The following is a 22,439-nucleotide window of genomic DNA, read 5'->3' as shown; positions in this document are numbered from 1 at the left end:
TTTAGCCGTAGTTTGATGGGGTATCGAACGACGTGTCGGCCGACGACGTCGATCCTGCGGCAGTCTTCCAGCCGCTCGAAGACTTCGCGCCGCCGGCGAGCGCGCTAAGCGCGCCTTTCGCGAGCGCCTGCTGTCCAGCCTTGCGCGCATCAGCAGCGCCCTGCGTTTCGTAAAAAGCCTGCAGGCGCTGATTCGTGGCTTTGCTGTCAGCGTTCAAGATGGCGGTCATCGCGTCCTGCTCAGCGTTCTGCGTGATCTTCGTCCGGATGTCAGTCGCCGTACCCTGGCTCACGTCAACGCCCGATGCGGCCAACGACGCATTCGCCGCGCCAACGTTGGTTTGTCCCTGTGTACGAATGCGCCGCGCCGCCTGATAACCAGCCGCCTGCGTCGCGTCGGCCGTCTGATTGTCCTGATTGGCCTGCATGGTCAGCTGGTCAGCCTGCGCGTTTGCAGACGCCTTCTCCCCCTGCGCATTGATTGCGGCACCCCCTGCCTGCGCCACTAACGCGAGCCATGCCATGTGTCACCCCTGATTGGAAATTGCGACGCCAATCGCGCGCATTTGAATGCCGAGCCGCTCGCCCACGCGCGCATACAGCGCGATCGTTCGCTCCTGATGGATACCGGACGTCACCCCGGCATTGATGTTCACGACGGGCGCCAGCGCGACGGCCCATTTCAGATAGGCCGCGATCAGCCGCGCGCCTGCGATTCCCCCGCGGTGACCCGCGCGCGTGTAGAGGCCGTACTCGAAAGTCAGCGGAACATGCGAGAACCAGTCGCGCGAAAGGCCGCACGCCATCCCGCCGATGATCCGACCGGCATCCTCTGCAACGAAGATCACGCCCGCGCCATCGATGAGCGGCTCGAACGTCTCGCGCACGCGCGACTCAATGAAGCCGAACGGTGCGAAGCGGCCTTCGGCGACGAGTTCGCGCGCCATCGCGAGCAGCTCGGGCATGTCGTCATGTGTGGCGTGTCGGATCATGGTCTAGCCGTTGTTGACAGTGAACTGGCGAATCACCGCGAGGATGTGCCACGGGTAAGGCTGGTCCTGCTTGATCGAGAATTCGGACGATTTGTCCCACCCGAATTCGGTGATGTCCTTGTCTCCCGTGAACGGCTGCGGCGCCTGATCGAGCACGTCCTCGCCGAACGCGCGGAACGGAATGACCTGGCCGTCGACGAGGCAGCGGATCGTGTTGAGGAAGCGCAGGATCACTGTGCCGGTGCGCTGCTGGTTGCCTTGCGACGTGCCGAGGCCACCCGAGATATTCGGCGTGAGCGGCACGATTTCGCTGTCGTAGTGCAGACCGACTTCGATTGACGAGGCGTTGCGCGGTAGCGTGATCTGTCCGGCCGTGACGGTGAACGTGCCCATGTAGACGCCGTCCGCCTTCACGTCGCAGGCCTTACCCTCCAGATTCCCGAGCCCGGTCCAGACGGCCGCCGGCGTTCCCGCCGTGCCGATGATCGCCGCGTCCGTCATCACGTCAGGGTCGAACTGCTCGACGTTCTGGACGGTGATGCCGCCGACAGTGCGCTGCACGACCGCGAACAGCACATCACCGTCCTCACCCGGGATGACAGCGACCGACTTGTACAGGCCGTCCGTCGTGTGGCGCGCGAAGCCGCAGACGTTGTCGTCGCGGTCGTAGGTCATCGACACCAGCACGCCATCGCTGCGCACCATCCAGACGACAGGATTCGGTTCGGCCTGAAACGCCATATCAACGATGCCGGGGCCAGTGATGTGCGAAGCGAGGCGCGTGAGATTCGCGGACCGGAACGAATCCGTGTTGAAGTCGTACGTCATCGAGCGCACCTTCTTTGCCGCGCGCTGGATGTACACGAGCTCGTTGCCGACGCGAACCGGTCGCACGGGTGCCGTGCCGTTCACCGACTGGCTCTTGACGCTGATATTCGTCGGCGAGACGCTGTTTCCGCTGCCCGCGCTGATCGTGAATTCCTCGCCCTGCGTGAGCACCGCGAGAATGCTCGCGGACGTCAGATGCGTGATCTCGTTGACCTGATCGGACGATGCGACATACGAGAACGAGTCGGCATCGTCGGTACCGGGCGTGAAATCCAGATACAGGCCCGTCGAGCTAGCCCAGAAACGATCGGGAAAGCCGGCCGTGCCAGCCGCGTAAAGCCGCTGCTGATATAGGCTCACGGCATTCGGATAGCCGTCGATCGCGTTCCACACGGCTGACTTCATCGTCCAGCCGTTCGCGGGCGCGGTGATCGTCGCACTCAGCTCCTTGACGATCCGCCCGAGCACCGTCGAGCCGTTGCCGTATGACGTGATCTCGACGAGTCCACCATTGATCGACACATAGTTGCCGACGTCGGTCGGGCGGAACGCATCGCCGCCGCCATAGAGATACATGGTGCCCAGCGTGCCGCCGGCAAGCAGGCTGCCGTTGAACGCGAACGTGATCGTCGTGGAAGTCGGCGTCGAGGCGACGGCGTATGTTCCATCGAGACCGGCAGACTCGAAGCCCGACAGGACGATCGTCTGCCCGGTCGACAGTCCGTGCGGATCGACGGACGTCAGCGTCATCGTCGTGCCCGTCAGCGAGACGGATGCAACCGCGATCGCCGGACCATCAGCCACCAGTCGGACGCCACCGTCAACGGGCGATTTGTTCGACGGCGTGATCGGCGCCATGGGCGACTGGTCAAGCTTCCAGTCGTTCGCGCCGAAGCCGTTCGTGCTGAAAGCGGACGTGACGGAAATGTTTACCGTGTTCTGGTTGACGTATCCCGTTATCGCCGCGACACCCGGCGTCGCAACGAGATTCCGGCCAACATCGGCAGGATGAAAAATGACGCCAGCCGACGCGATCGCGGTGCCGCTCGCGCCAACGCCCGTGACCGATAGCGTCACTGAGGCGGCTGGGCGAACGCCGATCTCATCCATGGGCACGGGATCGAACGGAGCGTCGTCAATCTGCCAGGTGGATTGCAGCACGCGCACCAGTCGCTTGATCGGCGACGCCGGATGCGCAACGAACATCGTGTCGCTGCCCTGCGTGTATTCGAGCGAGAACACATCGTCTGCTGTCCACGGCGTTGCGAGTTCGATCGGGACGCCGCTGATCTGGATTTGACCCGTCGTCGAATAGAAGCGCGCATAGCTGTTGCCCAGCTCCAGCACATACGCCTGCGACTTGCTGAACACGAACGGCACGAGCCGCGTCGTGCCCGTTGTTTTCGTCGGCGCAACCTGTCGGCTTCCATCGCGACGCTTGCCACCTCCGGCGATCTGCGGCACGGCGTTGACCATCGTCTTGACGCCGTTCGCGTAGCGGTCCAGATCGATGTGCCCGGCGAGATCCGGAGACAGTTCGCCCGCGTTCAGGCTGCTCTGGAGGGTGGTGATCTTTGCCATGCGTCACCGACCCGGCGCGCGCGTGTAGCTCGACAGGCGGCCAGCAATCAGCGGGAAATCGCCGAGCGTTTCCTCATCGTCGTCCTGGCCGTTGATCGCCTTCGCCTGTTTCAGTTCGTTCATGAACTCGGCCGCGCACGTCTGCGCCATCGCTGCGCTTTGCGTGACGGGATAGGCCAGCGCCGCTTTCATGGCCTTCGTCATCACGTGGATGAGCGAGCTTTCCCATGTCTGCTCGATCGTGTTGCGGAAGATATAGACCAGCGGGAGCGCATCGACCCAAGCCAGCACGCGGTTCGATTCCGTCGTGTACTTCAGCGGGCAGCCGAGCTGGCCTATCTGAATCGTCTTGAGCCAGTCGTCCGGAAGCTGGAACTGAAACGGATAGTCAAATGCAGGGGCGTCAGCGAGAGGAGCGAGGACCACGCGCTTGGTTGCGCTGTTCCACGGATGCGCGCGTAACAAGGCGTCGCGCATCTCCGGATACAAGATTCCGCAGTTCTGCGCCCGTTGCGACGGGTCAGAAAACGACGAAATCGGCTTGTCGCCGAGTTGGATCAACGCGCTCGAACAGATGGATACGCTGCTAGTCATCGCCTCGCCTCAAACAAAAATGCCGGGAGCTCGCACCCCCGGCATGTTTCCGCTACACCGTGCCGGGATAGCCGGCCGTCAGTCGCTCACGTAATCGACGGTTACCGCGATGGCCTGACCGGGGCTGACCGGCGTCACGGCGCCAGCGAGCGTTCCGTAGACATCGACTTCCTGCTGCGTCACGTACGACAGGCCGTTCTTCGTCAGCGTGCCCGTGCTGATCGTGTCGGTTTTCTGCGCCGATGCGATCGACGTTGCAGCCGCGAGGCCCGTCGCGTCGATGACCGTCTTGTCCGACGCCTTGCGCAGACCGATTGCGAGCGTCGAGCTTGCCGTGCCCGCCGCTGTGTTCAGCCAGCAGCCAGTGATGCGCGCGCCGGCCGGAATGCGGCCGAGGTAGACGGTGTCGCCGATCTGCCCGGAAATCCACACGATCTGCGCGAACATGATCCGCGAACGACCATTGCGCTCGTTCGGCTGGAGTTTGACGGGCGGGCTCGCGAGAACCTTGGCCATCTGGATCGAATTTGCTTCTGCCATGATGTTTGCTCCTGAATCCGTATCGAGATCGATGCGGGGCAGCTTTCGCCGCCCCTCACATCACGCTCAGAACTGGTAGTCGATCGTGACGACCTTGTTTTCCTGCACGCGCACGGCGCCGTACGACTCCTGGATGTAGATCTGCGTCGCGTTCTTCTTGTCGCGGCGCGGACCGATGTCCACGACCCGGTTCATGCCGGTACCGAACTGCGTGCCCGACTTCGTGTAGGCAACCGTCGTCTTGACCGTGCTGACCGTCTTCAGGGCTTCGTACGGAATCCAGTTGAAGCCGAGCCACTTGCCCGACAGCTTGCCGTCCTGCAGCATCTGCACGGCCATGAAGTCCGCCGACGTCAGCGTCGTATCGCTCAGGATGTCTTCGAGCATTTCGGCGTCGTACAGCATGTAGAGCTCTTCGCCGTTTTGCTCGTCGGCTTCAGCCTTGCGGAACAGCTTCTTGCACGTGATCAGCTTCGCCTTCGTCATGCCGACGCCGCCGTCGACGATCTTCTGGCCGGCGGGCAGTGCGATCGTGCCGTAGGGCGTTGCTTCAGCCGTGCGCGTGATCGACGAGCCGAGCAGCGCGTTGTAGATCACGGCATCTTTCGCGCGGTTCATCGCCGCTACGCCGTTCTGCGTGTACGTGCCGCCAGGGTTCGCCTTCAGCTTCGGAATGTCGAACGTATCGACGGGCGTTGCCCAGTCCCAATCGCTCATCATGCCGACGCGCGTGTCGTTCGCGTTGTCGGACCATTCCGTATCACCGAGGCGGCTGGTGACCTGATTTGCCTGCGTTGCCGCGATGTTGTTCGCGGTGAACGAGGTGCCGGTAACACTGCCGACGTCCGTGATCGTCGATTGCAGACGCGAATCGCGTTGCTGCGCGACCATCATGTAGGTGTCGGCGAACTGCTGCACAAAGGCAGCGGTGATCGAGTCGTTGACAGCCGTGTTCATGGCTCACTCCAAAAGGTTTCGATTTGTCTTGTCGCCTTCCAGGGTGTCCGTTGCCGGGCCTGTGCTACGGCATCGCGTCGGCGAACGCAATGCATCGGGCTAGCTCGGGTGTCCGCGCGCCACTGCGGGCCGAATGACTCGCATGGTCGCGTTGGTGATCGGTCGGAATCCCGACCAAATTCGAGAGGGAATAAAAAAGCCCCGCCGAAGCGGGGCAAAGGTGGTGCTGCGAGGAGACTTCGTTATGAGACGGTCGCGGTGCCGTACTTGCGTGCGTAGTACGCATCGACCTTCGCACGCGTCGCTTTGTAGTCGGCGTGCTTCGGATTGAGGTTGGCTTCGGATGCGAGCAGCTTCTGGATGTCCGCTTCGCTCGACAGGCCGCCAACGCTTTCGCCGCCGACGGTCGAGTCCTCGCCGAACTCCGGCCCGATCGCTGCCATCATCTTGATGAACGTCGGGTTATTCGCGAGACCAGCTTTCTCGATGTCGTCGAAGCTCATGCCTGCCGCTTGCGCGATCGACGTCGCCGCGCGATACGACAGGCCAACGTTCTGCTTGTACGCCGCGTCATCCGTCCACGCCTTGCGCAACTCGGCGGTTGCGGATTCGGTGTGGAAATCCTGCGCGCCCTGCGCCAGCTTCGGCACAGTCTGAAAGTAATACTCCATCACGCCATCAAACTGCTTCTGCGACAGGCCAAGCTCGTGCATCTTGCCGCGAAAGCCCGTGTACACCTGATCCTGGCCGAGATCGCCAACGACCTCCTTCAGGTTGTCCGGAATGCCGACCGTGTATTCCTCGGCGGCTTTCGGTGCTGCGCCACCTTCGCCGAAGCGCTTCGACAACTCGCCATAGCCGCCCGCGAGCTTCTGCGCCGACGCGTTCAGATCTAGCGTGCCGTCCGCAGCGTTGACGCGGTATTTCTCGGGCAGCCAGTCGAGATTCGGAGCGGTCGACGCGCCAGCTGCGCCACCGGCGAGGGCTGAAGCAGCAGCCGCACCGCCCGCTCCAGATCCATCACCGGCACCACCTGTCCCGGCTGCGCCGCCCGTACCGCCTGCAGTTCCGCCCACGCCTGCCGCTCCTGCTCCCGCGCCTGCGCCGCCATTCGAGCCAGCTGCGCCCCCGGCGACGCCTCCCCCAGCACCCGCAGCACCGCCATCGCCCGCCGAATCCATCCGTACATACCGCCTCCAAAGCCAATGCATGTTCGTATCCTCGCTTTAGTTGTGGCCTTACCGATCAGTACGACGTGCCGGCGGACCACGTGCCGGCAACGTTCTCGTAGATCTTGCGGTTCACGCGGTCGATCGCGAGATCGCCAGCGGTGCCGAGCTGCGCCGCCGGCTGACCGACGACGAGCGGAACGTTGATCGTCGGATAACGCTGATCCGGCGTCGGGTTGGCGGTCCAGCCGGAGCCGCCGAGCGTCGAGCTTCCTGCCATGTCACTCTCCTTCGGGTGGTTCTGCGCCAACGGCGCGGTTCATCTGGGTAAGAATGTGGTCAACGACCGCGCGACGGCCAAGTCGGAAGTCAGTCTCGCGCTGCGCTTCGAGTCCGCCGCGCACATACGCTGCCGCGCCGAAGCGATTGACAAGGTCTTCGAGCACCAACTGGCCAGTCGGGCTGTTGAACAGGATTTCGTATTCGCGCGGCGTTGCCTGCGGTGCTGCGGCGCCCGGGATGTCTGCTCTCATTGCGCAGCCACCATCCGGTTAGCGGCCGCGCTGCCGACCGACTTCAGCACGTCGCCTGTTACCTCGTTGCCGAGTTGCTGCTGTTGCGCCTGCTGCGCGGCAGCCTGCTTCTTCTGGCGGAACTGCGCGACCTGATCGGCCGGGCGAATGATCGCGTCCGGCACGCCGAGACCCTTCGCGGTCGCTCGCGCGGCCTCGTCGGTATCGACGTTGTCGAGCACGCCGGGATCGGTCTGCGCCATCACGGCGACGTCACCCATGAAGCGCTCGATCGCAGTCACCTCTTCGAGCTTCTGCGCGCGCGCGAGCGGGGACTGATACTGGATCGTGAAGTCGCGCCCAGCCAGACTATCCGGGGGCGGCGCAAAGACGCCAGCACGGTACGCGACGCCGAAGCAGCGATTGATGAGCGGCTGCAGGTATTCGGCCTGAAGGCGCCCGTAGATCGGGCCGAGCAACTGGCGGATCAGATCGACGCGAACATGCACTTCTGTCGCCGTCATCGCCGGTCCGTCCTGCGGCTGCAGCTGGTCAGCCATCAGCGTGCGGCGGATGTTGCCCTGCAGCTTGTCTTTCTCGGTGAACGCGACATTGAAGTTCGCCGCAGGCTGCAGCGGCTTCATGCTATCGACCGAGTTCGCAACGATGATCTTGCGCGGGCCGACCTTGACCGTGCGCGGGTTCAGCACACCATCGTCCTCGGCGATCCACATGCCCGATACAGCCAGGTCGAGATTCGCGTATTCGAGCTTGACGATGTCGTTCAGAGTTCGGATATCAGGCAGCGCATCGAGCACCGGACCGACGCCGTAGACGCTGTTCGGGATCTTCTTCCAGCGAGCGACGACCACGGGCATTTCGTTGTAGCCAGACTCACGAACGACTGCCTTGTCCTTGCACGAGATCGTCACCGAGGCGATCGGCAGGTTCTTCGAACGCACCGCGCCGACAGCCGCGAGCGTACGCGGGTAGATGCATTGGCAGAATTCGAACTGCTCGTCGGGACGCGTCTTGGCGCACTCGGCGATCGTCGCGGGCAGCGAATCGCCGCGGCGGCTGAATTCTGTTACGGCCTGCTCGGCCGTGAGCTTGTACGGGCGATAGACCGTGTCGATCAGGCCGCCGGGCTTCGACGACGCGCAGAACACGTTCGCCATCGGCCAGTTTTCGAAGTACAGGCCGCCGTTCTGCTTGTCCTCGTCGATGTACAGCGCGAACCAGCCCGCCATCAGGTCGTCCATGCAATCGGACGTCTCGGCGTCGAAGTTCGCGTTGTGGATGTTCTCCCACAGTAGCTCGCTCGATTCGTCCAGCCAGCGCGTCTGCTCGTCGTCCTCGCCATTCACGCGCAGCTTGAACCAGAGCGAGTTCGCGGGCGTCATGCCCGAGATGATGGACGCCTTGAGCGTGCGGCTCGCGTCGATGGCGGTCGAATCGAAGATCAGCGAAATCGCGCGCGAAATCTCGTTCGCATCCATCACAGGCCCTTGCAGGCCGGATGCGCGGATCGGATCGGTGAGCATGAAGCAATCGCGCCAGACGAGCTCATGGATCATCCGCGCGGACTTCAGCGCTTCCAGTCGCTTGACGAGGAGTTCGCCGGTTTCGGCCATGTTGGCTATTGCCCGAGTGAGGTTTTCGCCGTCGCCATCACGGACGACGAGGCAGGCGCGGCAGTCTGCGAACCGGCGCCCGTCGCAAGCAGGCTCGACGCAGCGCGACGCTTCTTGTCCGCTGCGGCCTGCGCATTCGCTGCCGATGCAGCCTGAGCGTCGGCCGCATCAGCCGCACTGCCAGCCGTCGATGTGGTCGTTGTCGCCGCCGGCGTCTGATCCTTCTGCCAGAGGCCGCCCGGGTCGAGGAACTTCGTGAAGCTCAGATTGCCCATGATGGTCGACTCACTGGAAGTTGCGCGGCAGTTGGCGCTGGGTCGTCGGCACGAGCCAGCCATCGCGGCACAGCTTCGGCGCGGCCAGCGATGCGGGATCGATCTCGCTCGAATGCGGAAGTGCTGGCGCGGCAGGCACGGCGCTGTCCGAACTGGCTTGTGCCTGAGCACGAGCAGCCTTGCGAGCATTGACGGCAGCAACAGCGGCCTCGCGCGCGGCGTCTTGTCCAGGAAGATCCTGCGAGGAGCGGAACATCGATTCCATGTCCCGGCGTTGCGCCGCGATCAGTTCATCGCGCTTCTCGCCATCGGCAGCATTCCACTCGTCGAGCGACATGCCGCTCGTCTCGAACGCACCCTGGACGACATCATCGAGCGCAACCTCGCGGCCAGCGATCTCGATCACACCATCCGAACCCGTGCCAGCAATGACAGGGCCGTCGCTCAATTCGGAATTCACAGGCGCGCCCGGCGTCTGCGTCTTGTACTGTCTTGCACCAGCCATCGCTGCACCTCCGTGATTGTGCTGGCGAGTATCGGGCTGGCTGTCGGTCGGATTCCCGACCAAGTGGGCTATCGACGGAAGTCTGCCGCGCTCGGGATCGGATCACGCAGCGGCGGTTGGCGCTCGTCGGCGTACGTCGCCTGCGCCCAGAAGCGCAGCAGCTTCGACCCGGCTGAATGGCGCGGCTCGGCACCGTGGTTCCGGTAGCCAAGCAGCGTCGATTTCGGGATTTGCGTGTAATAAGCGACTTCGGAGACGGTGTAACCCGCCCTCCGCACATCGTCGAGAATGCGCGACCAGTCAACTACTTGTGCGGGGGCGAGTTCAAACGTCATAGGCAGCTCAGAGCGTTTCTTCGATTGCGTGGATGAGGCGCAGCAGATCAGACATGACGATTGCCTCGCCTGACTCGATCTTGCGACGCAGTGCGCTCAGATGCGGTTTAGCCGGATGCGGCGGCGTCACGGTCCCGCTGCCAGTACCACCCGCATCGGGGGCACCAGCAGCCAATACGTTTCCCGCTTCAGCCTCGCCGGATGTCGACGGGCTCACATCGGACGTTTCCGTGTTCGTCGTACCACCATCGGATGCAGTGCTCGCCGCTGCCGAGGTCGAAGCCGATGACGTGTCCAACGTCACATCCGCAGACGGCGAGGAGTCGCTCGACGATGCCGCCGACGGCGCGACTTCCGACATCGGCGTATCGACGTTTCCCGACTCACCACCAGCGGCAACTGCATCGCCAGCCACGGGCGCGCCAGCGTCCGCAACCGACGCAACGTTTCCCACGTCACCGACCGGATCGGCGGAAGGCGCAGCCGCCTGCGTGTCGCCTGCGGGCGATGCACTCGGCACAGACAAGGAGGTGTCGCTTTCGGATCGATCGGCCGCAGCCGATACACCGTTTGGGACGTCACCGGCTTCGCCAAGGGTCGGGCTCGGCGACGAGTTGGAACCATCCGTCGTTGCCGATTGGGTCGATTCGGAATCGCTCGCCGGGCTGGAGTTGTCCGAGACAGAATCGGCGGTCGCCGTCCCGGAGCCCGCGTTTCCCTCATCGGCCACATCAGCGGGCACCGCAGCACCTTCACCGATCGACGACGGCGACTTTTCCGCAGACTCGGCAGAGGCTGTATCGCTTGCCTGCTCGTTCGTGGTGGAACTCAAAATCGTGTCGGTGCCGGCGGTAAGGCTCTCGCTTGCCGCCGCAGATGATTCCCCCAGGTTGGGCTCCGTGCTGCTCGGCGCAGCGCTCAAGTCGTCTTGCTTTTGTTGCTCTTCCATAGCTGTTGCTCCAGTTGAATTGCGCGGGGTGAATGGTTTAGTCAACGATTTGCCAGTCGTCTGCGAGCACATCGGTCTGCGAAGCCAGCCACGGCACCACCGTGTCCTGAGCCGTCTTCATGTCGATGTGCGAGTGGTAATTGATCTCGGTGCCTTCCGGATAAATGCCAAGAAGAGGCGCTCGATTGACCTTGAACGTCGAACCGGGCACGAGGAACAGAAACATGCCACTGCCGTTCCACCCGGCACGCGCGACGCGCCTGCCTTTCTTCAGCGCTTCGACAGCGAGACCAAACGGCAGCCCGTCAGAGGGGCGATAGGCTTCCTCGAACGCCGCCTTCGGGCTCCAGCTCGTGTATCCATCCGGATAAACGACGGTGTAGCCCGGCTCGCCGTGGTGCTCCGGCGGACCATAGTTCTTATCGCGCGGCTCGGCTTTGATGATCTTGGTTCCGATGAACGTTTGCACTGCGTGCTCCTTGGGTTGTGCTGCGGTTATGCTGCGTACGAAAAGCCTTTCCAGCGCGCCCAGCTTTGCTCTGCCTGCTCGTCGCTCAGGCACGCGATCGCGCGCTTTTCCAACATCCAATCCTTCATCCGAGGGTCTTCGCGATTCGCATTGATGGCGCCCAACGTCGCGCGAATCACCAGTTCGGCGAACCATTCCTGATCGCCCTCCTCGCCGCGAACGCAAGCTTCGCGATACATCCAAGCTGCCGAGCACGCCATTTCCGCGATCAGCGGATCACTCAACTGGATCTGCAAAGACGACACGCTGACGGGCGGCGCATCGATCAACCCGTCAAGATTTGCAGTAAACGCGCGCGCGCGTGGGCTAGCGAAATAGCTCGAAAATGCGAGAAGGTCTAAAAAATCCATACCCCATCCCCGGACGCCAGAAACGGCGCCAATGACTTACGGTTGAACTGCAACGGCACTTCGACCTGATATGTGCCCTCGTCCGTCCAGTCCTTAGCGAGCGCGAGGCGGCGATACTGGACCGGCAAGATCACCTCGGCATGCAGAAATGCACCGCCGCGCTTTGGCTTCGTCAGCGGCCCACTAAGCCGAATCACCATGCATTCGAAAGTGGCGTAGCTGTCCGCCCTCGATTCCGACAAGCGCATGCGAACGAGCAACCTCATGCGAACTCCAGCATTGGCATTCCCATCTTTTCGGCGCGCACGGGCACCCATGCGTCCAGCGCAGCATCGAACCGCAGCACCTTCGTCTCGCGCGGCGCATCGCCCTGATCGAGCCACGCGTGACACGTGAGGCAGCCGGGCACCGTGAATTCGTGCTTTGCCTTGATGCCCATGCCCTTGCCGTGCTTCGACTGGTTCGAGTGGCACGGCACAACGGTGTCGATGCGGCCGCAGCACACTCCCGGCACGCGGAGATAGCAGGACTCGCCGCGGCAAGCCGCGAGGTAATCGCTACCTTCGGCCTTCGTCACGCGCTTCCGCTTGACCTTCACCGAGCACGTCGACTTCATCGGCGTGGCGCGCGTGAGCGTCGCGTAGACCTTTCCGGGCTTGCGCACGAATCCGCTGCGTTTCATGCTGCGGCCCTCCCGGTCATCACCATCGCGTGCATCGAGGCCGCGACGAGATCGAGCGCGATCGCGCGGCCAGAGGCGCGCTCATCGGCGCGCATCTTCGCCGCGAGCCATTTCTGGTTCGCCTTGTATCCGTCCGAATGCGGGAACTCCTTGCCCGTCCACGAGAACGTCGGCGTCTTGCCTTCGGACGTGGCGACCAGGTGACCGGATGCCACCAGCGCGTCAACCTTCCGCGAAACGGCCTTTTGATCGCTGCCCAGTTTTGCCTTGCACTGCGGGCGCGTCGAGTTCGGGTGCGCTTCGAAGAACTCGCAGACGAGCCGTTGTTCCATGCTCATCGTGCGATGACGGGTTTTCTTTACGGGTGCGGTGCTCACTTGACCTCCACGATGTCGATGCCGTGTACGACCTTCATCAGATGCCGCTTGAGCTTGTAGATCGCCGTCAGCATCCCTTTCACGTCCTCGACCACGCGCGCGCCGCCAGCGTCCCGATAGACGAAATCCGCGATGTAGCGAACCGGTCGGCGCGATTTGCCAGCGACGACGGCGGCCGGCACGACGTCGAACGGAACCTGAATCTGCAGTTCGCTGATTTGCCCGGCGAGCTGCAAGCGCGCGAGCACCTCGTAACGCGCCGCCTCGCGGGCGCTATCGAACGTGATGCCGTTCACGACGGTCGGGACGTTGCCGTACTTGCTGCGCGCCGCCGGTTCGCTCGTGACGGCCGCAATCTCGCGCGCCGCCATGGCGATCGGATTGCCGTGAACGCGCGCGGTGCCGAAGCGGCCAGCAGTGATCGCGCTTTCCGGGTAGCGGAGTGCGTTCTTGCTCATGATCAGAACGGCACTTCCGGGCTGAACGTGATGCGCTGCATGCCATCAACGCAGCGCGCCGCCACGGCCTCAAGCACGATGAACTCATCGCCCGGCCGCAGCTTCGCCAAGCGCTCTGCTTCTGCAATTGCGACCCCAAGCGTCTCGTGCCGATATTGAGGAGGCGTCACGCCTTGCGGCGACCAGACAATCCAGAAAGAGCTTTGAGCGATGTCCATGATCAGAAGTCCACAGGTAGAAGGGCTTCGCCGATGTGTTCGACAGCCCATTGGAAGAACGCCTGCCCGAATCCACGGGCACGCGTGATGACATAGTCGATCCACGGGCCTTTGCCCGACGCGCGAGCAACGCGGACCAAAAGATGCGGAGTTGTCTCGGCACGCTCGCGAGAAACGCCAACGCGCGCCGCCTGAGCTTCGATCGCGGAGTCGCCGCCTTCCCACCACGGGCCGTCGTCTTCACGCGCCGCCGCTTCGGGCGACGGTGCTCCGTCAAGCCAGCGGCGTTGTTCGAGATACTTGATCGGCGTCGGATCGCCGCCAGTGCGCCAGTGCTTCGTCAACCTCATGGCCTGCACGTGCGCGATGATCACTTCGGCGTGCTGTTCGAGGCCGTTCGCGTTCCAGTGCGATTCACACACGGCGCGTTGTTGCTTGCGACCTGACGCATCGGGCCAAACTTCCCACAGGCGATCGAACTTCGAGATCGGTTTCTCGGTTTGCTCTTCTTCATCTGTGTGTGCGGGCTGGTTTTCATCGCGCGCGATACACACTCCTACCCCTAAACCATATAAACCCTTATCGGGTGTCGTTTTTGGTAGGGTTTCACTCTGTATTTGGTAGGGTTTCGCTACGTTTTTGGTACCCTTTCGCTTCGTATTTGAAAGGGTTTCGTTTTTGGAAGCCTTTCGTTTTTGCGAGGGTTTAAGAGTGTTAGATTCGGAAGCCTTTTGTATTTGGTAGGCTTCGAACGTTTCCAGATCCGGCGGGCTCAGCGTCTCCGTCTTGCCTGTGCGACGATCCCGCGCTTCGACGACAACCGACCCAGAAGGCGCTGTCATCTGGTAGATGACGATCTGCTTCGTCGCACCGCCGCGAAGCCCTGTATCGCGCAAATAGCCCATCTGGATCAGGCGTTTCGTACATGAGCGGATCGTGTTCGGCGACATTTCGGTATCGCGGACGAACTCGTCAAGCGTCACCCAGGTCGTGTAATCCTCCTGGGCAAAGCTCGCGTAGGTCTTCAGTGCATGCTTGGTGCTGCTGTCGCCCAGCGTTTGACGCTTGGCCCACACGCCGGCGTTGTAGCTCATTGCTTGGCTCCCGCGCCCATCTGCGGCAGGTAGACGTTGCGATCGCCCGGGAAGCGCTCGACGCGCAGCAATCCGGCCTTCTCGAGCTTCCGGATGGTTGCGAACACAGTCATGCGCGTCACACCGCAGCGCGCCGCCAGTTCGTCGATGGTCGGGTCGAAGAAATGCGCGCCGTTCTCGTGTTGAGCAGCCATATGGCAGCCCGTCACGAGCAGCAGCTTGGCTGTCGGCTTCAGGTTCTGGCCCAGAGCCCAGGATACGAGCGCCGTGGTCATGCGGGCACCTTCGGGGTGACGAGGTAGTGCAAACCTCTTCCGGGCCGCTGTAGGCGCTGGAAATGGCCTTCCTGTTCGAGTTCTGCAGCGAACTTGCGCGCCGCCGATTCGCTCATGCCGCATTCGTGGGCGATCTTGTGCATCTGCAGGTGACCTTCACCAGTCGACAGGAGCGCTTCGCGGTAAAGAAATACGAGTACGAATTTCTTTAGGGCCTGCGCTTCGACCTTCCACGCAAAGTTTTCGTGGTGCAGGCTCATTGGCACGACCTCCAGCACGCGATTGCGGACAGCGCGAACAACGCAAGCATCGACAGCGATACGAAGTCGGAGCAGTTCATTGATGCACCTCTTTGGTTTCGTAGATCGCGCCGGCTTGGGCGTACTCGACCGACAGGCCAAGCTCCAGTGCGATGAAATGCTCCAAGCGAGCGCCGCGCGAAGCCGTCCAGCCCGGCAGCATGAAGACTGCGTCGCACGTCACCAGCTCGCGGATATCGGCCTTCATGCACTCAGCCCACTCGACGCTCGTGTCAGCCACGATCTCTGCCGGGTTGATCACGAAGTGCCCTTGTTGACGCAGGCGTGCCGCCGCCTTGAAGAAGGCGGGAAAGTTGAATTCGGGGATGCCCGTCATCGGGCCAGCGATGTAGATGCGCATCAGTCCGGCTCCGCCATGCCTTCGATGCGGCTCACCAGAGCAAAGATCGTCTGCACGTGAGGCCACGCCCGATCACGAACCCGCTTGACCTCGGCGCGCTCGACGCGGCCGTCCGCGAACGTCTTGTTGATCTCGTGCCCCATGTCGCCCAGCGTCTTCATCGCCTGCGCCATCATTTCGATCACGTCGGCGTCCGCGCAGTTGTCGGCAGTCGGCGCCTTGATGCAGACCATGCCGAGTTCGCGGGCGAACGCTTCGAGGATTCGCGCATCACCGGTCACGACCGACAGTCGCACGGCTTCTTTGAGCGTAAGGTGATTCGCGGTGTTGTTCGGGTTGACCTTGTTGCGCAGCAGTGCGCTCGACATCGAGACGCGTGGCGCGAGGGATTCGCACCCGCCTTCGTAGTCGTGGGCTACAGCGTGGGCGGCGTCGAGTACATTCATAAAGGGCCTAATCGAATGTTGTGCAGTGCGGTGAGGACTACTAAAGTGCAATCACGGCAAGCGAATCAAGCTGCCGACTGCTCTAGGGGATAAAGGTCGGGACGTTGCTCGTGGCGGGGAACCCCAGCGACGCGCTCGATCTTCAGAACGTGATGTGCAGGGATGCGGCCGGTTCGGCACATCTTCTGGACGTTCTGCGGGGTGCATTGAAGCAGGCGCGCGAGCGCCGACTGACCGCCTACATTCGAACAAGCCCGCTCAATAGCGGAGTGATGCGCGGAGGCTTCCATGGATGAGCACTTTCCGGTTGATGGTCTACAACCACAATCTACAACTTACAACCAGAAATTTCAACCGAATTTTGCAGTGCTACCTACAACCAGTTTTTGTATCATCCCGCCAATGAACCCAGTTCACATTGGCGTGCGCATCCGTGAAGCACGCGAGGCGGCCGGCTTGTCACAGTCGGACCTCGCGCGCGCACTCGTGCCTCCCGTCCGGCCGCAGGCCGTGCAGAAGTGGGAAGCGCTGCTGTCAGCACCGCGTAATGACAAACTCCAACAAATTGCTGACGCGCTTAACACAACTGTCAGATTGTTAATTCGCGGAACAGACCTAGAAGGTTTGGCCGATTCGGAAGGCATTAAAGTTGTAAGCAGCGGTAGAGTTTTCCCCCTGAAGGGCGCCCGGGCGAGCGCTCCTAAAGACAAAAGGGGTTTGGTCCCACTACTTTCGTGGGAACAAGCCGTCAACTGGGGGCAAACCTTGAACACATCCAATATCGAAGAAGCAGAGGATTGGCTGCGGTGCCCGTTTAATCACGGACCTGAGGCTTTCATTCTGGAAGTTGCTGGAGAGAGCAACTACGATCCAACTGGGGCGAAGTCTTACGCGCCCGGTGAATTCATTGCTGTAGACCCTGCTCGACCTCCGGCGAACCGTAGCATGGTCGTTGTACGGGTCGATCACGAGGAGCGCGCGCAGCTCAAGCAGCTGCTGATGGACGAAAGCGGCACGCGGCTCCTAAAATCTCTCAATCCGGCCTGGCCGAATCGCGTGCTCGGCATGCCGGAGGGCTCGCGCATCGTCGGCGTGGTAATCGGAAAATGGGTGCCTGAGTGAAACTCGTATGGGCTTTCTACGCTGCGACAACGCTGCTGATCTTTTTCGGCGGTCGCGAGCTGGTCGGAAGCGAAATAGCCATGTGCGCAACGCTCCTATGGCAAGCACCGGGCATCCTGCTCGGGATAAAAATATCTAACACGATCGAAGAGCGCCGAGCCAGATCGGCCGCCACTCCCCGCTAAAAGAACATCCGCCTCCGGGCGGATTTTTCTCGTCCTCCGTTACAACTTTCACTTGCAGAGTTGAGTTGTAGGTTGTAATCTGTAGTTGTAGACCGATACAACCACGGAGGACGCCATGTCCAAGACCTTCCGCGACGCACAGGGCCGGTTCATCACCACCAGCGATGGATTGACCTTCCTCTCCGATGAGCGCGGCAATCCGCTCGTCGATGACGATGGCTTTGTCACCTACTTTTGCTCGCTGTGAGGTCCGACATGGCCACGCTCAACACACTCCATCACTTCATCGTCATCGGCTGCAACGCCTACGACGAGTACACCTTCGTGCCCTGGCTCAACAAGACGGTTTATCGCCGCACCGTTGACCTGTCGCGCGTCTGCCTTCAGTGAGGCGAATCATGAAAACCCAATTTTTTGACGTGTTCGAGGTCGCTGAGGATGGCGTGCTCGGGGCTTCTGTCGGTGTCTGCACGGCGTCGAGCGAGCGCGCTGCCGTCGCGCAGTTCGGCGATGAGTTGCACTTCGCTGCTTTCCCGCATGAGGTCGTGACGCGCGTTGCTGCCGAGGCCGCCTACTTCGTGGGGTTGATGCAATGAGCGCGACGCCCTACCAGATCGAACTGCTGCAGCACACGTTAGGGCTCGCAGGAAAGACACGCGGCAATCACACGCCGCACCGCAATCACTTCGTGGCGGGCAAGGGTCACAGCGACATGCAGCACCTCGAAGCGCTTGAGGACTTGGGCCTGATGGAACGCCGCCGCTCGCCGGGCTTTCTCGAAGCCGGCGACATTGTGTTTGCCGCAACCGATATCGGCCGGTCAACAGCGCTCGCGGCTCTGCCGGAACCCAAGCCGCGCACGAAGTACGAGGATTATCTCGACGCCGACGGCTGCGCAGGCGATTCGTTCGGCGAGTTTCTTTGCGGTGACCGCTTGCCGAAATTCGAGAATCGCCGTCCGCTGTTGGGGAGTTGGCGCGAGACGGAATACCGGATGTACCGCAATTTCGCTTTCCCGTATGACTACAAGCGCGACGTTGAGGGCGACTGGTGCAAGACGATGAAAGAGGCGAAGGCGAGCTACAAGGCCGCGCTCAAGCGCCATCACGAGGCCAATCGAGCAGCATTGCGGGAGGCTAAATGAACCGCGCCGCCGCCGACAACGATCTGCTCGCCGCGTGCGAGCGCGCGCATGGCCGCGTTGCCCTGTATAGCCTCGCCACCGGCGTGGCGATCGGCTGCGTCTGGTTCCTCGGCGTTGCCTACCGTGCTGGGGTGCTCTGATGCGCGATCTCAAATTCGCCGCCCGCATGGTGTTCGCGCTCGCCGCGATCGTGCTGATTCTCGGTATCGCGGACAAGTGGGATCGCGCTGACGATCTGCGTATCCGCGCCGCCTATTCGCGAGGCACCTGATGCGCACCCTCTGGCAGATCGTCGAGGATCTGGCGAACGGCTCGCTGTCGCGCTGGGACGCATTCCGCCTTCTGCGTGCCCAGCTTCGAGCAGCGCGCCGCCGGAGCAAGCGATGAACGAACCGCTTGTCCTGTTCGGCCTTCTGCTGCTCGCAGCCATTGCGCTCGGAGTCCTGCTCGCGTGGCTCTGGATTCACGTCCTGCCGTTCACGCCGCCAGCTGCCGAGTTCGATCACCCGCTTTATCACCGTAAGTATCGCGATGCGGCCACGCGCCGCCCTACTCACAAGGATTGATGCCATGTCCCGCACCAAAGCAAGTCCGGAAGAACTCGCGGCGCGCCGCCAAGCTCGCGCCGAAAAGATCAAAGCCGCGCGCGAGGAAAAGAAAAGCACGCTGCGCAAAGAGATCGAAGCGCTCGCGAGCCGCATTCCGTCTCACGTGATTCAGGGGGGGGTGCAGACGGTTCGGGCGTGGAAGGACGCACTCGACGCGGCTACCGGCGCTACGGAGTTGTCGCGCGTTTCGGTAGACAGGCTGACGGATCTGCGCGACGCGTTGCAATTGCAGGTTGAGTAACGCGCCGAGGTATGCCCGCTTACTACAACGAGATCGACCCATACGCCGCGCAGTGGCTGCGCAACCTGATAACCGCCGGGCACATCGCGCCGGGCGACGTAGACGAAAGGAGCATTGAAGATGTCCGACCTGATGACCTGCGAGGCTACACGCAGTGCCACTTCTTCGCCGGAATCGGTGTCTGGTCTTTCGCTCTCCGGTTGGCGGGCTGGGCAGACGATCGACCTGTTTGGACTGGATCATGCCCCTGCCAACCCTTCAGTATTGCCGCCGTTGCCCACGCGCGAAAAGGATTCGACGACCACCGACATCTGTCACCCAAGTGGCTTGGGCTCATCCGCGAGTGCAAGCCTGACACGATCTTTGGCGAGCAAGTTGGAAGCCGCGACGGCCAGACGTGGCTCGATGACCTTTTCGGTAACCTGGAAGATGTCGACTACGCCTGCGCAGCGGCTATTACCAGTGCAGCTGGTGCGGGGGCTGACCACATCCGAAGGCGCATTTACTTCGTTGCCAACTCCCTGCGCGAGGGACGGGCGCGACATCAGCCGATCGAACGCTTTCCTCTCGCAGAGAAAGCGGCATTCACCCAGTCTCGCGACGCGGCTGCTCGACTCCGGGCACTCATGGCAGGTGATTACAGCGGCCTACTGCCTGGCGATGAACCTTCCATTGCTGTGGAACGCTGCCGCGCCAAAGGATACGGCAACGCTATTGACGCGCAAACGGCAGAAATCTTCATCCGCGCAGCCGACGAAGTGATCGCCTGATCTGATCTAACCGCAAGGACAACGATAACCATGACCAACTATCCAATGCTCGATGACAAGCTGGCAACGCTGCGCCACGCCATCGAAGGCGGCGTAAAGGCCGACTCCATGCAGGCGCTCAAACTGATGGAACTGGTCGATGCAATCGGCGAGCAGTTCAAGCTCGAAGTTGCAGACGCTTCCGCGCCAGCCGTGCTGACGGATGCAGCTCGCGACATGCTGGCCGAGCGCGAGCGGCAAGTGACGGCGGAAGGTTGGACGCCCGAGCATGACGACAGCCACGACGAAGGGCAGATGGCCGCTGCTGCGGGTTATTACGCGCTCGCGTCTTCCTTCCCACACGAACGCGACCTTGGCCGAGGCCATGTGCCGCCCTACTGGCCGTGGGAAAAGTCATGGTGGAAGCCGTCCACGAAGCGCCGCAATCTCGTGAAGGCCGGCGCGCTCATCCTCGCCGAAATCGACCGCATCGATCGCGCAGCCAGCGACAGCGCTGAAGGAGGTGCGGCGTGACGAAAATGATCGGACTCGCGAATAGCTGCAAGGAATGCCCGCACAGGCATTACTACAGTAGCGGCGCCTATGAATGCGCCATCGTGCAAAACAGCCGGTTGAACGCGGACAACACGATACCCGGGTGGTGCCCGCTGCCTGACTATCCGAGCGCCGCCCCTGTCGCTGACAGCGCAATGGCGAAGTTCGCAGGCCTCGTGCTGAAGGATCATCGGAACGACGGCTATCCGGGCGACGTCGACGGCGGCTCGATTCAGCAGTGGGCGCTCGATTCCGGGCTGATCGAAGTGCGAACGGTCTATGAGCGATGCGGCGAAAACTGCTCGTGCGCAGAGTTCGTTGGCGCTGACGCATGGCTTGACGGCGTCGAGTGCTTCTTCACAACGGATGCCGGAAAGGCCGCTATCGCTGCAGCTGAGCGGAAGGAGGGATGATGTCTGATCTTGTGAAGCGGCTTGAATCCCAGTTCAACACGGCGCTGCTGCCCGCCGAGACGGTGCGCGTGAACTTCTTCCCGCACCTGTCGGAGGACACGTTTAACCGCCGGGCGCGCGCGAACGATCTCGGCTTCCCGATCATCCGCACCGATCGATCACAGAAGGCCGCAATGTTCGTGCACGTGGACGATCTCGCCAGCTACCTCGAATCGCGCCGAACTGTCGCCGTGCATGAGCACGTCACGCTGTCGCGGTCGATGTCGCATGCGTGACGAACTCAAGCCATTTCCACCCTTTGTATTTATCCCCTGTCTGCCGCACGTGGCTGTAGCGCTGAAGACTCTGCCAGGTGACGTGCCCGGTCACTGCGGCGACGCGCGGAATCGTCCACCCCATTTCGAATAGTCGGGATGCGGCCTCATGACGAAGGTCATGAAACCTCAAGTCGTCGATCTCTAGAAAAGTGCAGGCGCGCGAAAATATCGTCGAGACTGACGACGCGGTGTGCGGGAAGATCCGGTCACTCACGCGCGGCTGGGCGTCAATGATCTGCTGCGCCTCTGGCGTCAGGTCGCAATAGACGTTGTTCGTTATTTTCTTCTCGGGATCCTTCATCTGCCGCACGAGTATGCGGCCGGGCTCCAGATCGCCCCAAAGGATTCGGCACGTCTCGCCCTGCCGCCGGCCGCTGAATATCGAAAATACGATCAGCGTACACATCGGCACGCCGCCCGGCTGCCGCTCCTCGACGGCCTTGAAGTATTCAAGAAGCCGATTCAGCTCGTCCATCGTCGGGCGCCGCGAGCGCTCGACAGACTTTGCCGTCGTGCCGAGCTTCTTCAGGACAATCTTCGCATCCTCGATCTGCTGCTTCGCCAACGGGAAGCCCCACGCCGCCTGCGCCACCTTGAACACGGGTGATAGGTGCGCAACGTACGTCAGGCGCGTGGCGGGCGTGCAATCAAGTGTGCTGACCCAGTTCACCAGCTCGATGCTAGTGACGGAGCTGCACTTCAGCTGACCAACCTTCGCATCTGCAACGGCCTCAAGCACGCGCCGCTTGGTCTTTCCAACGGGTCCGGTTGATTCGGCCACGTACTTCCGTATGACCGACGAGAACGTCGGGTCTGGACCGTCGTTTAGCGCGCCGGGCCGCTGCAATTCCGCTTCGCGAGAGGTCATCCATTTCTGCGCGACAGACTTCCGCTCGAACGTCTTTGACTCGCTATGCACGACCTTCCCGCCGCGCTTGAGTCTGATCTGCGCGGTGTACACTACGCCGCTATTTGTCGTGCGCTGCGTGATGGTCCCCATGCCTTTGTTCTCTCGGTGCTTATGATGGAAAATTAAGCACGAAATTTAGCACTGACCGTAGAAATATGCACAAGAATCATGTGTGATGAAACCAAAACATCACAGAATGACGCACTAGAAATCGAGCGCAACGACTTGATTCTAAA

The 22,439-nt window shown here is 62.0% G+C and carries 41 protein-coding genes; 13 read left to right on the top strand and 28 right to left on the bottom strand.

Translation table 11 applies throughout. The features are described from left to right. Position 1: 1 nt before the first annotated feature. The 27 genes from BLT65_RS30930 to BLT65_RS30795 form a co-directional block, all read right to left on the bottom strand. Positions 2-523: a hypothetical protein gene (locus BLT65_RS30930; RefSeq protein ID WP_091785062.1), complete on the bottom strand. Its 522-nt coding sequence runs from the start codon at positions 521-523 to the stop codon at positions 2-4. Between the two features lie 3 nt (positions 524-526). Next, positions 527-991, bottom strand: coding sequence for a GNAT family N-acetyltransferase (locus BLT65_RS30925; RefSeq protein WP_091785059.1), 465 nt, complete (start codon positions 989-991; stop codon positions 527-529). A 3-nt stretch (positions 992-994) separates the two neighbouring features. Continuing rightward, positions 995-3,400 carry a phage tail protein gene (locus BLT65_RS48090; RefSeq protein ID WP_244186772.1) on the bottom strand — a complete coding sequence of 802 codons (2,406 nt, stop codon included), beginning with the start codon at positions 3,398-3,400 and terminating at the stop codon, positions 995-997. 3 nt (positions 3,401-3,403) lie between these two features. After that, positions 3,404-3,994, bottom strand: a complete 591-nt coding sequence (locus BLT65_RS30910) for a phage connector family protein (protein ID WP_091785056.1) — start codon at positions 3,992-3,994, stop codon at positions 3,404-3,406. A 78-nt stretch (positions 3,995-4,072) separates the two neighbouring features. After that, complete coding sequence (locus BLT65_RS30905; RefSeq protein ID WP_167306582.1) at positions 4,073-4,534, bottom strand: hypothetical protein; 462 nt, start codon at positions 4,532-4,534, stop codon at positions 4,073-4,075. A 66-nt stretch (positions 4,535-4,600) separates the two neighbouring features. Continuing rightward, the gene (locus BLT65_RS30900) at positions 4,601-5,491 is read right to left on the bottom strand and encodes a phage capsid protein (RefSeq protein ID WP_091785054.1); all 891 of its coding nucleotides are present in this window, start codon (positions 5,489-5,491) and stop codon (positions 4,601-4,603) included. Positions 5,492-5,733: 242 nt separating this feature from the next. Further along, positions 5,734-6,702: a hypothetical protein gene (locus BLT65_RS46680; protein WP_143036593.1), complete on the bottom strand. Its 969-nt coding sequence runs from the start codon at positions 6,700-6,702 to the stop codon at positions 5,734-5,736. A 34-nt stretch (positions 6,703-6,736) separates the two neighbouring features. Beyond that, positions 6,737-6,940, bottom strand: a complete 204-nt coding sequence (locus tag BLT65_RS30885; RefSeq protein WP_091785046.1) for a hypothetical protein — start codon at positions 6,938-6,940, stop codon at positions 6,737-6,739. A gap of 1 nt (position 6,941) precedes the next feature. Further along, positions 6,942-7,193: a Bbp19 family protein gene (locus BLT65_RS30880; protein WP_244186771.1), complete on the bottom strand. Its 252-nt coding sequence runs from the start codon at positions 7,191-7,193 to the stop codon at positions 6,942-6,944. Further along, positions 7,190-8,806 carry a portal protein gene (locus tag BLT65_RS30875; protein ID WP_091785043.1) on the bottom strand — a complete coding sequence of 539 codons (1,617 nt, stop codon included), beginning with the start codon at positions 8,804-8,806 and terminating at the stop codon, positions 7,190-7,192. The genes BLT65_RS30880 and BLT65_RS30875 overlap by 4 nt, the downstream gene beginning before the upstream one ends. Positions 8,807-8,811: 5 nt before the next feature. After that, complete coding sequence (locus tag BLT65_RS30870; RefSeq protein ID WP_091785040.1) at positions 8,812-9,081, bottom strand: hypothetical protein; 270 nt, start codon at positions 9,079-9,081, stop codon at positions 8,812-8,814. A gap of 10 nt (positions 9,082-9,091) precedes the next feature. Beyond that, positions 9,092-9,586 carry a hypothetical protein gene (locus tag BLT65_RS30865; protein ID WP_091785036.1) on the bottom strand — a complete coding sequence of 165 codons (495 nt, stop codon included), beginning with the start codon at positions 9,584-9,586 and terminating at the stop codon, positions 9,092-9,094. 68 nt (positions 9,587-9,654) lie between these two features. Beyond that, positions 9,655-9,921 carry a hypothetical protein gene (locus BLT65_RS30860; protein ID WP_091785033.1) on the bottom strand — a complete coding sequence of 89 codons (267 nt, stop codon included), beginning with the start codon at positions 9,919-9,921 and terminating at the stop codon, positions 9,655-9,657. Positions 9,922-9,928: 7 nt separating this feature from the next. Continuing rightward, positions 9,929-10,942 carry a hypothetical protein gene (locus tag BLT65_RS30855; protein WP_143036592.1) on the bottom strand — a complete coding sequence of 338 codons (1,014 nt, stop codon included), beginning with the start codon at positions 10,940-10,942 and terminating at the stop codon, positions 9,929-9,931. Continuing rightward, the gene (locus tag BLT65_RS47345) at positions 10,908-11,339 is read right to left on the bottom strand and encodes a DUF2829 domain-containing protein (protein WP_208545828.1); all 432 of its coding nucleotides are present in this window, start codon (positions 11,337-11,339) and stop codon (positions 10,908-10,910) included. Before BLT65_RS47345 ends, BLT65_RS30855 begins: the two co-directional genes overlap by 35 nt. Positions 11,340-11,365: 26 nt before the next feature. Continuing rightward, a complete protein-coding gene (locus tag BLT65_RS47655; protein WP_143036591.1) occupies positions 11,366-11,749 on the bottom strand; it encodes a hypothetical protein in 384 nt (127 codons plus the stop codon). Then, complete coding sequence (locus tag BLT65_RS30840; RefSeq protein ID WP_091785023.1) at positions 11,737-12,015, bottom strand: hypothetical protein; 279 nt, start codon at positions 12,013-12,015, stop codon at positions 11,737-11,739. The genes BLT65_RS47655 and BLT65_RS30840 overlap by 13 nt, the downstream gene beginning before the upstream one ends. Continuing rightward, a complete protein-coding gene (locus BLT65_RS30835) occupies positions 12,012-12,431 on the bottom strand; it encodes a nuclease domain-containing protein (RefSeq protein ID WP_091785020.1) in 420 nt (139 codons plus the stop codon). Before BLT65_RS30835 ends, BLT65_RS30840 begins: the two co-directional genes overlap by 4 nt. Continuing rightward, positions 12,428-12,808 carry a hypothetical protein gene (locus BLT65_RS30830; protein WP_143036590.1) on the bottom strand — a complete coding sequence of 127 codons (381 nt, stop codon included), beginning with the start codon at positions 12,806-12,808 and terminating at the stop codon, positions 12,428-12,430. Before BLT65_RS30830 ends, BLT65_RS30835 begins: the two co-directional genes overlap by 4 nt. Next, on the bottom strand, positions 12,805-13,266 hold the full coding sequence (locus BLT65_RS30825; RefSeq protein WP_244186770.1) for a DUF1064 domain-containing protein: 462 nt from the start codon (positions 13,264-13,266) through the stop codon (positions 12,805-12,807). Before BLT65_RS30825 ends, BLT65_RS30830 begins: the two co-directional genes overlap by 4 nt. A gap of 2 nt (positions 13,267-13,268) precedes the next feature. Then, positions 13,269-13,484 (bottom strand): hypothetical protein, encoded by a 216-nt coding sequence (locus BLT65_RS30820; protein WP_091785013.1) that lies wholly within the window; start codon positions 13,482-13,484, stop codon positions 13,269-13,271. Positions 13,485-13,486: 2 nt separating this feature from the next. Next, positions 13,487-14,578, bottom strand: coding sequence for a hypothetical protein (locus tag BLT65_RS30815; protein ID WP_091785010.1), 1,092 nt, complete (start codon positions 14,576-14,578; stop codon positions 13,487-13,489). After that, the gene (locus BLT65_RS30810; protein ID WP_167306581.1) at positions 14,575-14,853 is read right to left on the bottom strand and encodes a helix-turn-helix domain-containing protein; all 279 of its coding nucleotides are present in this window, start codon (positions 14,851-14,853) and stop codon (positions 14,575-14,577) included. The genes BLT65_RS30815 and BLT65_RS30810 overlap by 4 nt, the downstream gene beginning before the upstream one ends. Continuing rightward, the gene (locus BLT65_RS47340; RefSeq protein WP_167306580.1) at positions 14,850-15,113 is read right to left on the bottom strand and encodes a hypothetical protein; all 264 of its coding nucleotides are present in this window, start codon (positions 15,111-15,113) and stop codon (positions 14,850-14,852) included. The genes BLT65_RS30810 and BLT65_RS47340 overlap by 4 nt, the downstream gene beginning before the upstream one ends. A 76-nt stretch (positions 15,114-15,189) precedes the next feature. Continuing rightward, a complete protein-coding gene (locus BLT65_RS30805) occupies positions 15,190-15,513 on the bottom strand; it encodes a DUF4406 domain-containing protein (RefSeq protein WP_091785004.1) in 324 nt (107 codons plus the stop codon). Then, the gene (locus BLT65_RS30800) at positions 15,513-15,959 is read right to left on the bottom strand and encodes a phage regulatory CII family protein (protein ID WP_091785000.1); all 447 of its coding nucleotides are present in this window, start codon (positions 15,957-15,959) and stop codon (positions 15,513-15,515) included. Before BLT65_RS30800 ends, BLT65_RS30805 begins: the two co-directional genes overlap by 1 nt. 65 nt (positions 15,960-16,024) lie before the next feature. Continuing rightward, a complete protein-coding gene (locus BLT65_RS30795; protein WP_091784997.1) occupies positions 16,025-16,249 on the bottom strand; it encodes a transcriptional regulator in 225 nt (74 codons plus the stop codon). On the opposite strand from BLT65_RS30795, the gene BLT65_RS30790 reads away from it, so the two are divergent. The 13 genes from BLT65_RS30790 to BLT65_RS30745 all read left to right on the top strand — a co-directional run bounded on the left by BLT65_RS30790 (position 16,248) and on the right by BLT65_RS30745 (position 21,251). Further along, positions 16,248-17,081 (top strand): helix-turn-helix domain-containing protein, encoded by an 834-nt coding sequence (locus BLT65_RS30790; protein ID WP_091784994.1) that lies wholly within the window; start codon positions 16,248-16,250, stop codon positions 17,079-17,081. The genes BLT65_RS30795 and BLT65_RS30790 overlap by 2 nt on opposite strands. Positions 17,082-17,381: 300 nt before the next feature. Next, on the top strand, positions 17,382-17,513 hold the full coding sequence (locus BLT65_RS48495; RefSeq protein ID WP_279634497.1) for a hypothetical protein: 132 nt from the start codon (positions 17,382-17,384) through the stop codon (positions 17,511-17,513). Between the two features lie 8 nt (positions 17,514-17,521). Further along, positions 17,522-17,656: a hypothetical protein gene (locus tag BLT65_RS48490; protein ID WP_279634496.1), complete on the top strand. Its 135-nt coding sequence runs from the start codon at positions 17,522-17,524 to the stop codon at positions 17,654-17,656. Between the two features lie 8 nt (positions 17,657-17,664). Beyond that, the gene (locus BLT65_RS30780; protein ID WP_091784989.1) at positions 17,665-17,862 is read left to right on the top strand and encodes a hypothetical protein; all 198 of its coding nucleotides are present in this window, start codon (positions 17,665-17,667) and stop codon (positions 17,860-17,862) included. Positions 17,863-17,978: 116 nt separating this feature from the next. Next, positions 17,979-18,410: a hypothetical protein gene (locus tag BLT65_RS30775; protein WP_167306579.1), complete on the top strand. Its 432-nt coding sequence runs from the start codon at positions 17,979-17,981 to the stop codon at positions 18,408-18,410. After that, on the top strand, positions 18,407-18,550 hold the full coding sequence (locus tag BLT65_RS47335; RefSeq protein WP_167306578.1) for a hypothetical protein: 144 nt from the start codon (positions 18,407-18,409) through the stop codon (positions 18,548-18,550). Before BLT65_RS30775 ends, BLT65_RS47335 begins: the two co-directional genes overlap by 4 nt. Continuing rightward, positions 18,550-18,681, top strand: coding sequence for a hypothetical protein (locus tag BLT65_RS48485; protein ID WP_279634495.1), 132 nt, complete (start codon positions 18,550-18,552; stop codon positions 18,679-18,681). Before BLT65_RS47335 ends, BLT65_RS48485 begins: the two co-directional genes overlap by 1 nt. A 112-nt stretch (positions 18,682-18,793) precedes the next feature. After that, positions 18,794-18,976: a hypothetical protein gene (locus BLT65_RS30770; protein WP_091784982.1), complete on the top strand. Its 183-nt coding sequence runs from the start codon at positions 18,794-18,796 to the stop codon at positions 18,974-18,976. Positions 18,977-18,980: 4 nt separating this feature from the next. After that, the gene (locus BLT65_RS30765; RefSeq protein WP_091784980.1) at positions 18,981-19,259 is read left to right on the top strand and encodes a hypothetical protein; all 279 of its coding nucleotides are present in this window, start codon (positions 18,981-18,983) and stop codon (positions 19,257-19,259) included. Between the two features lie 11 nt (positions 19,260-19,270). Beyond that, a complete protein-coding gene (locus BLT65_RS30760) occupies positions 19,271-20,029 on the top strand; it encodes a DNA cytosine methyltransferase (protein WP_091784977.1) in 759 nt (252 codons plus the stop codon). A 30-nt stretch (positions 20,030-20,059) separates the two neighbouring features. Then, the gene (locus BLT65_RS30755) at positions 20,060-20,542 is read left to right on the top strand and encodes a hypothetical protein (RefSeq protein WP_091784974.1); all 483 of its coding nucleotides are present in this window, start codon (positions 20,060-20,062) and stop codon (positions 20,540-20,542) included. Beyond that, the gene (locus tag BLT65_RS30750) at positions 20,539-20,976 is read left to right on the top strand and encodes a hypothetical protein (protein WP_091784971.1); all 438 of its coding nucleotides are present in this window, start codon (positions 20,539-20,541) and stop codon (positions 20,974-20,976) included. The genes BLT65_RS30755 and BLT65_RS30750 overlap by 4 nt, the downstream gene beginning before the upstream one ends. Next, positions 20,976-21,251, top strand: coding sequence for a pyocin activator PrtN family protein (locus BLT65_RS30745; RefSeq protein WP_167306577.1), 276 nt, complete (start codon positions 20,976-20,978; stop codon positions 21,249-21,251). The genes BLT65_RS30750 and BLT65_RS30745 overlap by 1 nt, the downstream gene beginning before the upstream one ends. On the opposite strand, the gene BLT65_RS30740 is transcribed toward BLT65_RS30745, so the two are convergent. Beyond that, on the bottom strand, positions 21,220-22,293 hold the full coding sequence (locus tag BLT65_RS30740; RefSeq protein ID WP_091784966.1) for a site-specific integrase: 1,074 nt from the start codon (positions 22,291-22,293) through the stop codon (positions 21,220-21,222). The two genes, BLT65_RS30745 and BLT65_RS30740, sit on opposite strands and share 32 nt — an antisense overlap. Positions 22,294-22,439: the final 146 nt, after the last annotated feature.

The sequence above is a fragment of the Paraburkholderia steynii genome (assembly GCF_900100565.1).
Taxonomy (GTDB): domain Bacteria; phylum Pseudomonadota; class Gammaproteobacteria; order Burkholderiales; family Burkholderiaceae; genus Paraburkholderia; species Paraburkholderia terrae.
The sequence above is the reverse complement of the archived record's forward strand: the minus strand, read 5'-3'. Positions and strand labels throughout refer to the sequence as shown.

Bases quoted from the DNA above. Each gene is read 5' to 3' on its own strand.
- BLT65_RS30780 (WP_091784989.1), top strand. From the start codon at position 17,665: ATGAAAACCCAATTTTTTGACGTGTTCGAGGTCGCTGAGGATGGCGTG.
- BLT65_RS30770 (WP_091784982.1), top strand. From the start codon at position 18,794: ATGAACGAACCGCTTGTCCTGTTCGGCCTTCTGCTGCTCGCAGCCATT.
- BLT65_RS30835 (WP_091785020.1), bottom strand. From the start codon at position 12,431: ATGAAACGCAGCGGATTCGTGCGCAAGCCCGGAAAGGTCTACGCGACG.
- BLT65_RS30840 (WP_091785023.1), bottom strand. From the start codon at position 12,015: ATGAGGTTGCTCGTTCGCATGCGCTTGTCGGAATCGAGGGCGGACAGC.
- BLT65_RS30815 (WP_091785010.1), bottom strand. From the start codon at position 14,578: ATGAGCTACAACGCCGGCGTGTGGGCCAAGCGTCAAACGCTGGGCGAC.
- BLT65_RS47655 (WP_143036591.1), bottom strand. From the start codon at position 11,749: ATGGATTTTTTAGACCTTCTCGCATTTTCGAGCTATTTCGCTAGCCCA.
- BLT65_RS30900 (WP_091785054.1), bottom strand. From the start codon at position 5,491: ATGAACACGGCTGTCAACGACTCGATCACCGCTGCCTTTGTGCAGCAG.
- BLT65_RS30790 (WP_091784994.1), top strand. From the start codon at position 16,248: ATGGATGAGCACTTTCCGGTTGATGGTCTACAACCACAATCTACAACT.
- BLT65_RS30740 (WP_091784966.1), bottom strand. From the start codon at position 22,293: ATGGGGACCATCACGCAGCGCACGACAAATAGCGGCGTAGTGTACACC.
- BLT65_RS30795 (WP_091784997.1), bottom strand. From the start codon at position 16,249: ATGGAAGCCTCCGCGCATCACTCCGCTATTGAGCGGGCTTGTTCGAAT.
- BLT65_RS30925 (WP_091785059.1), bottom strand. From the start codon at position 991: ATGATCCGACACGCCACACATGACGACATGCCCGAGCTGCTCGCGATG.
- BLT65_RS30760 (WP_091784977.1), top strand. From the start codon at position 19,271: ATGCCCGCTTACTACAACGAGATCGACCCATACGCCGCGCAGTGGCTG.
- BLT65_RS48090 (WP_244186772.1), bottom strand. From the start codon at position 3,400: ATGGCAAAGATCACCACCCTCCAGAGCAGCCTGAACGCGGGCGAACTG.
- BLT65_RS30865 (WP_091785036.1), bottom strand. From the start codon at position 9,586: ATGGCTGGTGCAAGACAGTACAAGACGCAGACGCCGGGCGCGCCTGTG.
- BLT65_RS30800 (WP_091785000.1), bottom strand. From the start codon at position 15,959: ATGAATGTACTCGACGCCGCCCACGCTGTAGCCCACGACTACGAAGGC.
- BLT65_RS30910 (WP_091785056.1), bottom strand. From the start codon at position 3,994: ATGACTAGCAGCGTATCCATCTGTTCGAGCGCGTTGATCCAACTCGGC.
- BLT65_RS30860 (WP_091785033.1), bottom strand. From the start codon at position 9,921: ATGACGTTTGAACTCGCCCCCGCACAAGTAGTTGACTGGTCGCGCATT.
- BLT65_RS30820 (WP_091785013.1), bottom strand. From the start codon at position 13,484: ATGGACATCGCTCAAAGCTCTTTCTGGATTGTCTGGTCGCCGCAAGGC.
- BLT65_RS48495 (WP_279634497.1), top strand. From the start codon at position 17,382: ATGTCCAAGACCTTCCGCGACGCACAGGGCCGGTTCATCACCACCAGC.
- BLT65_RS30745 (WP_167306577.1), top strand. From the start codon at position 20,976: ATGTCTGATCTTGTGAAGCGGCTTGAATCCCAGTTCAACACGGCGCTG.
- BLT65_RS30870 (WP_091785040.1), bottom strand. From the start codon at position 9,081: ATGGGCAATCTGAGCTTCACGAAGTTCCTCGACCCGGGCGGCCTCTGG.
- BLT65_RS47335 (WP_167306578.1), top strand. From the start codon at position 18,407: ATGAACCGCGCCGCCGCCGACAACGATCTGCTCGCCGCGTGCGAGCGC.
- BLT65_RS48485 (WP_279634495.1), top strand. From the start codon at position 18,550: ATGCGCGATCTCAAATTCGCCGCCCGCATGGTGTTCGCGCTCGCCGCG.
- BLT65_RS30775 (WP_167306579.1), top strand. From the start codon at position 17,979: ATGCAGCACCTCGAAGCGCTTGAGGACTTGGGCCTGATGGAACGCCGC.
- BLT65_RS30880 (WP_244186771.1), bottom strand. From the start codon at position 7,193: ATGAGAGCAGACATCCCGGGCGCCGCAGCACCGCAGGCAACGCCGCGC.
- BLT65_RS30755 (WP_091784974.1), top strand. From the start codon at position 20,060: ATGACCAACTATCCAATGCTCGATGACAAGCTGGCAACGCTGCGCCAC.
- BLT65_RS30855 (WP_143036592.1), bottom strand. From the start codon at position 10,942: ATGTGCTCGCAGACGACTGGCAAATCGTTGACTAAACCATTCACCCCG.
- BLT65_RS30930 (WP_091785062.1), bottom strand. From the start codon at position 523: ATGGCATGGCTCGCGTTAGTGGCGCAGGCAGGGGGTGCCGCAATCAAT.
- BLT65_RS30885 (WP_091785046.1), bottom strand. From the start codon at position 6,940: ATGGCAGGAAGCTCGACGCTCGGCGGCTCCGGCTGGACCGCCAACCCG.
- BLT65_RS30805 (WP_091785004.1), bottom strand. From the start codon at position 15,513: ATGCGCATCTACATCGCTGGCCCGATGACGGGCATCCCCGAATTCAAC.
- BLT65_RS30765 (WP_091784980.1), top strand. From the start codon at position 18,981: ATGTCCCGCACCAAAGCAAGTCCGGAAGAACTCGCGGCGCGCCGCCAA.
- BLT65_RS47340 (WP_167306580.1), bottom strand. From the start codon at position 15,113: ATGAGCCTGCACCACGAAAACTTTGCGTGGAAGGTCGAAGCGCAGGCC.
- BLT65_RS30905 (WP_167306582.1), bottom strand. From the start codon at position 4,534: ATGGCAGAAGCAAATTCGATCCAGATGGCCAAGGTTCTCGCGAGCCCG.
- BLT65_RS30810 (WP_167306581.1), bottom strand. From the start codon at position 14,853: ATGACCACGGCGCTCGTATCCTGGGCTCTGGGCCAGAACCTGAAGCCG.
- BLT65_RS48490 (WP_279634496.1), top strand. From the start codon at position 17,522: ATGGCCACGCTCAACACACTCCATCACTTCATCGTCATCGGCTGCAAC.
- BLT65_RS30825 (WP_244186770.1), bottom strand. From the start codon at position 13,266: ATGAGCAAGAACGCACTCCGCTACCCGGAAAGCGCGATCACTGCTGGC.
- BLT65_RS46680 (WP_143036593.1), bottom strand. From the start codon at position 6,702: ATGCATTGGCTTTGGAGGCGGTATGTACGGATGGATTCGGCGGGCGAT.
- BLT65_RS30875 (WP_091785043.1), bottom strand. From the start codon at position 8,806: ATGGCCGAAACCGGCGAACTCCTCGTCAAGCGACTGGAAGCGCTGAAG.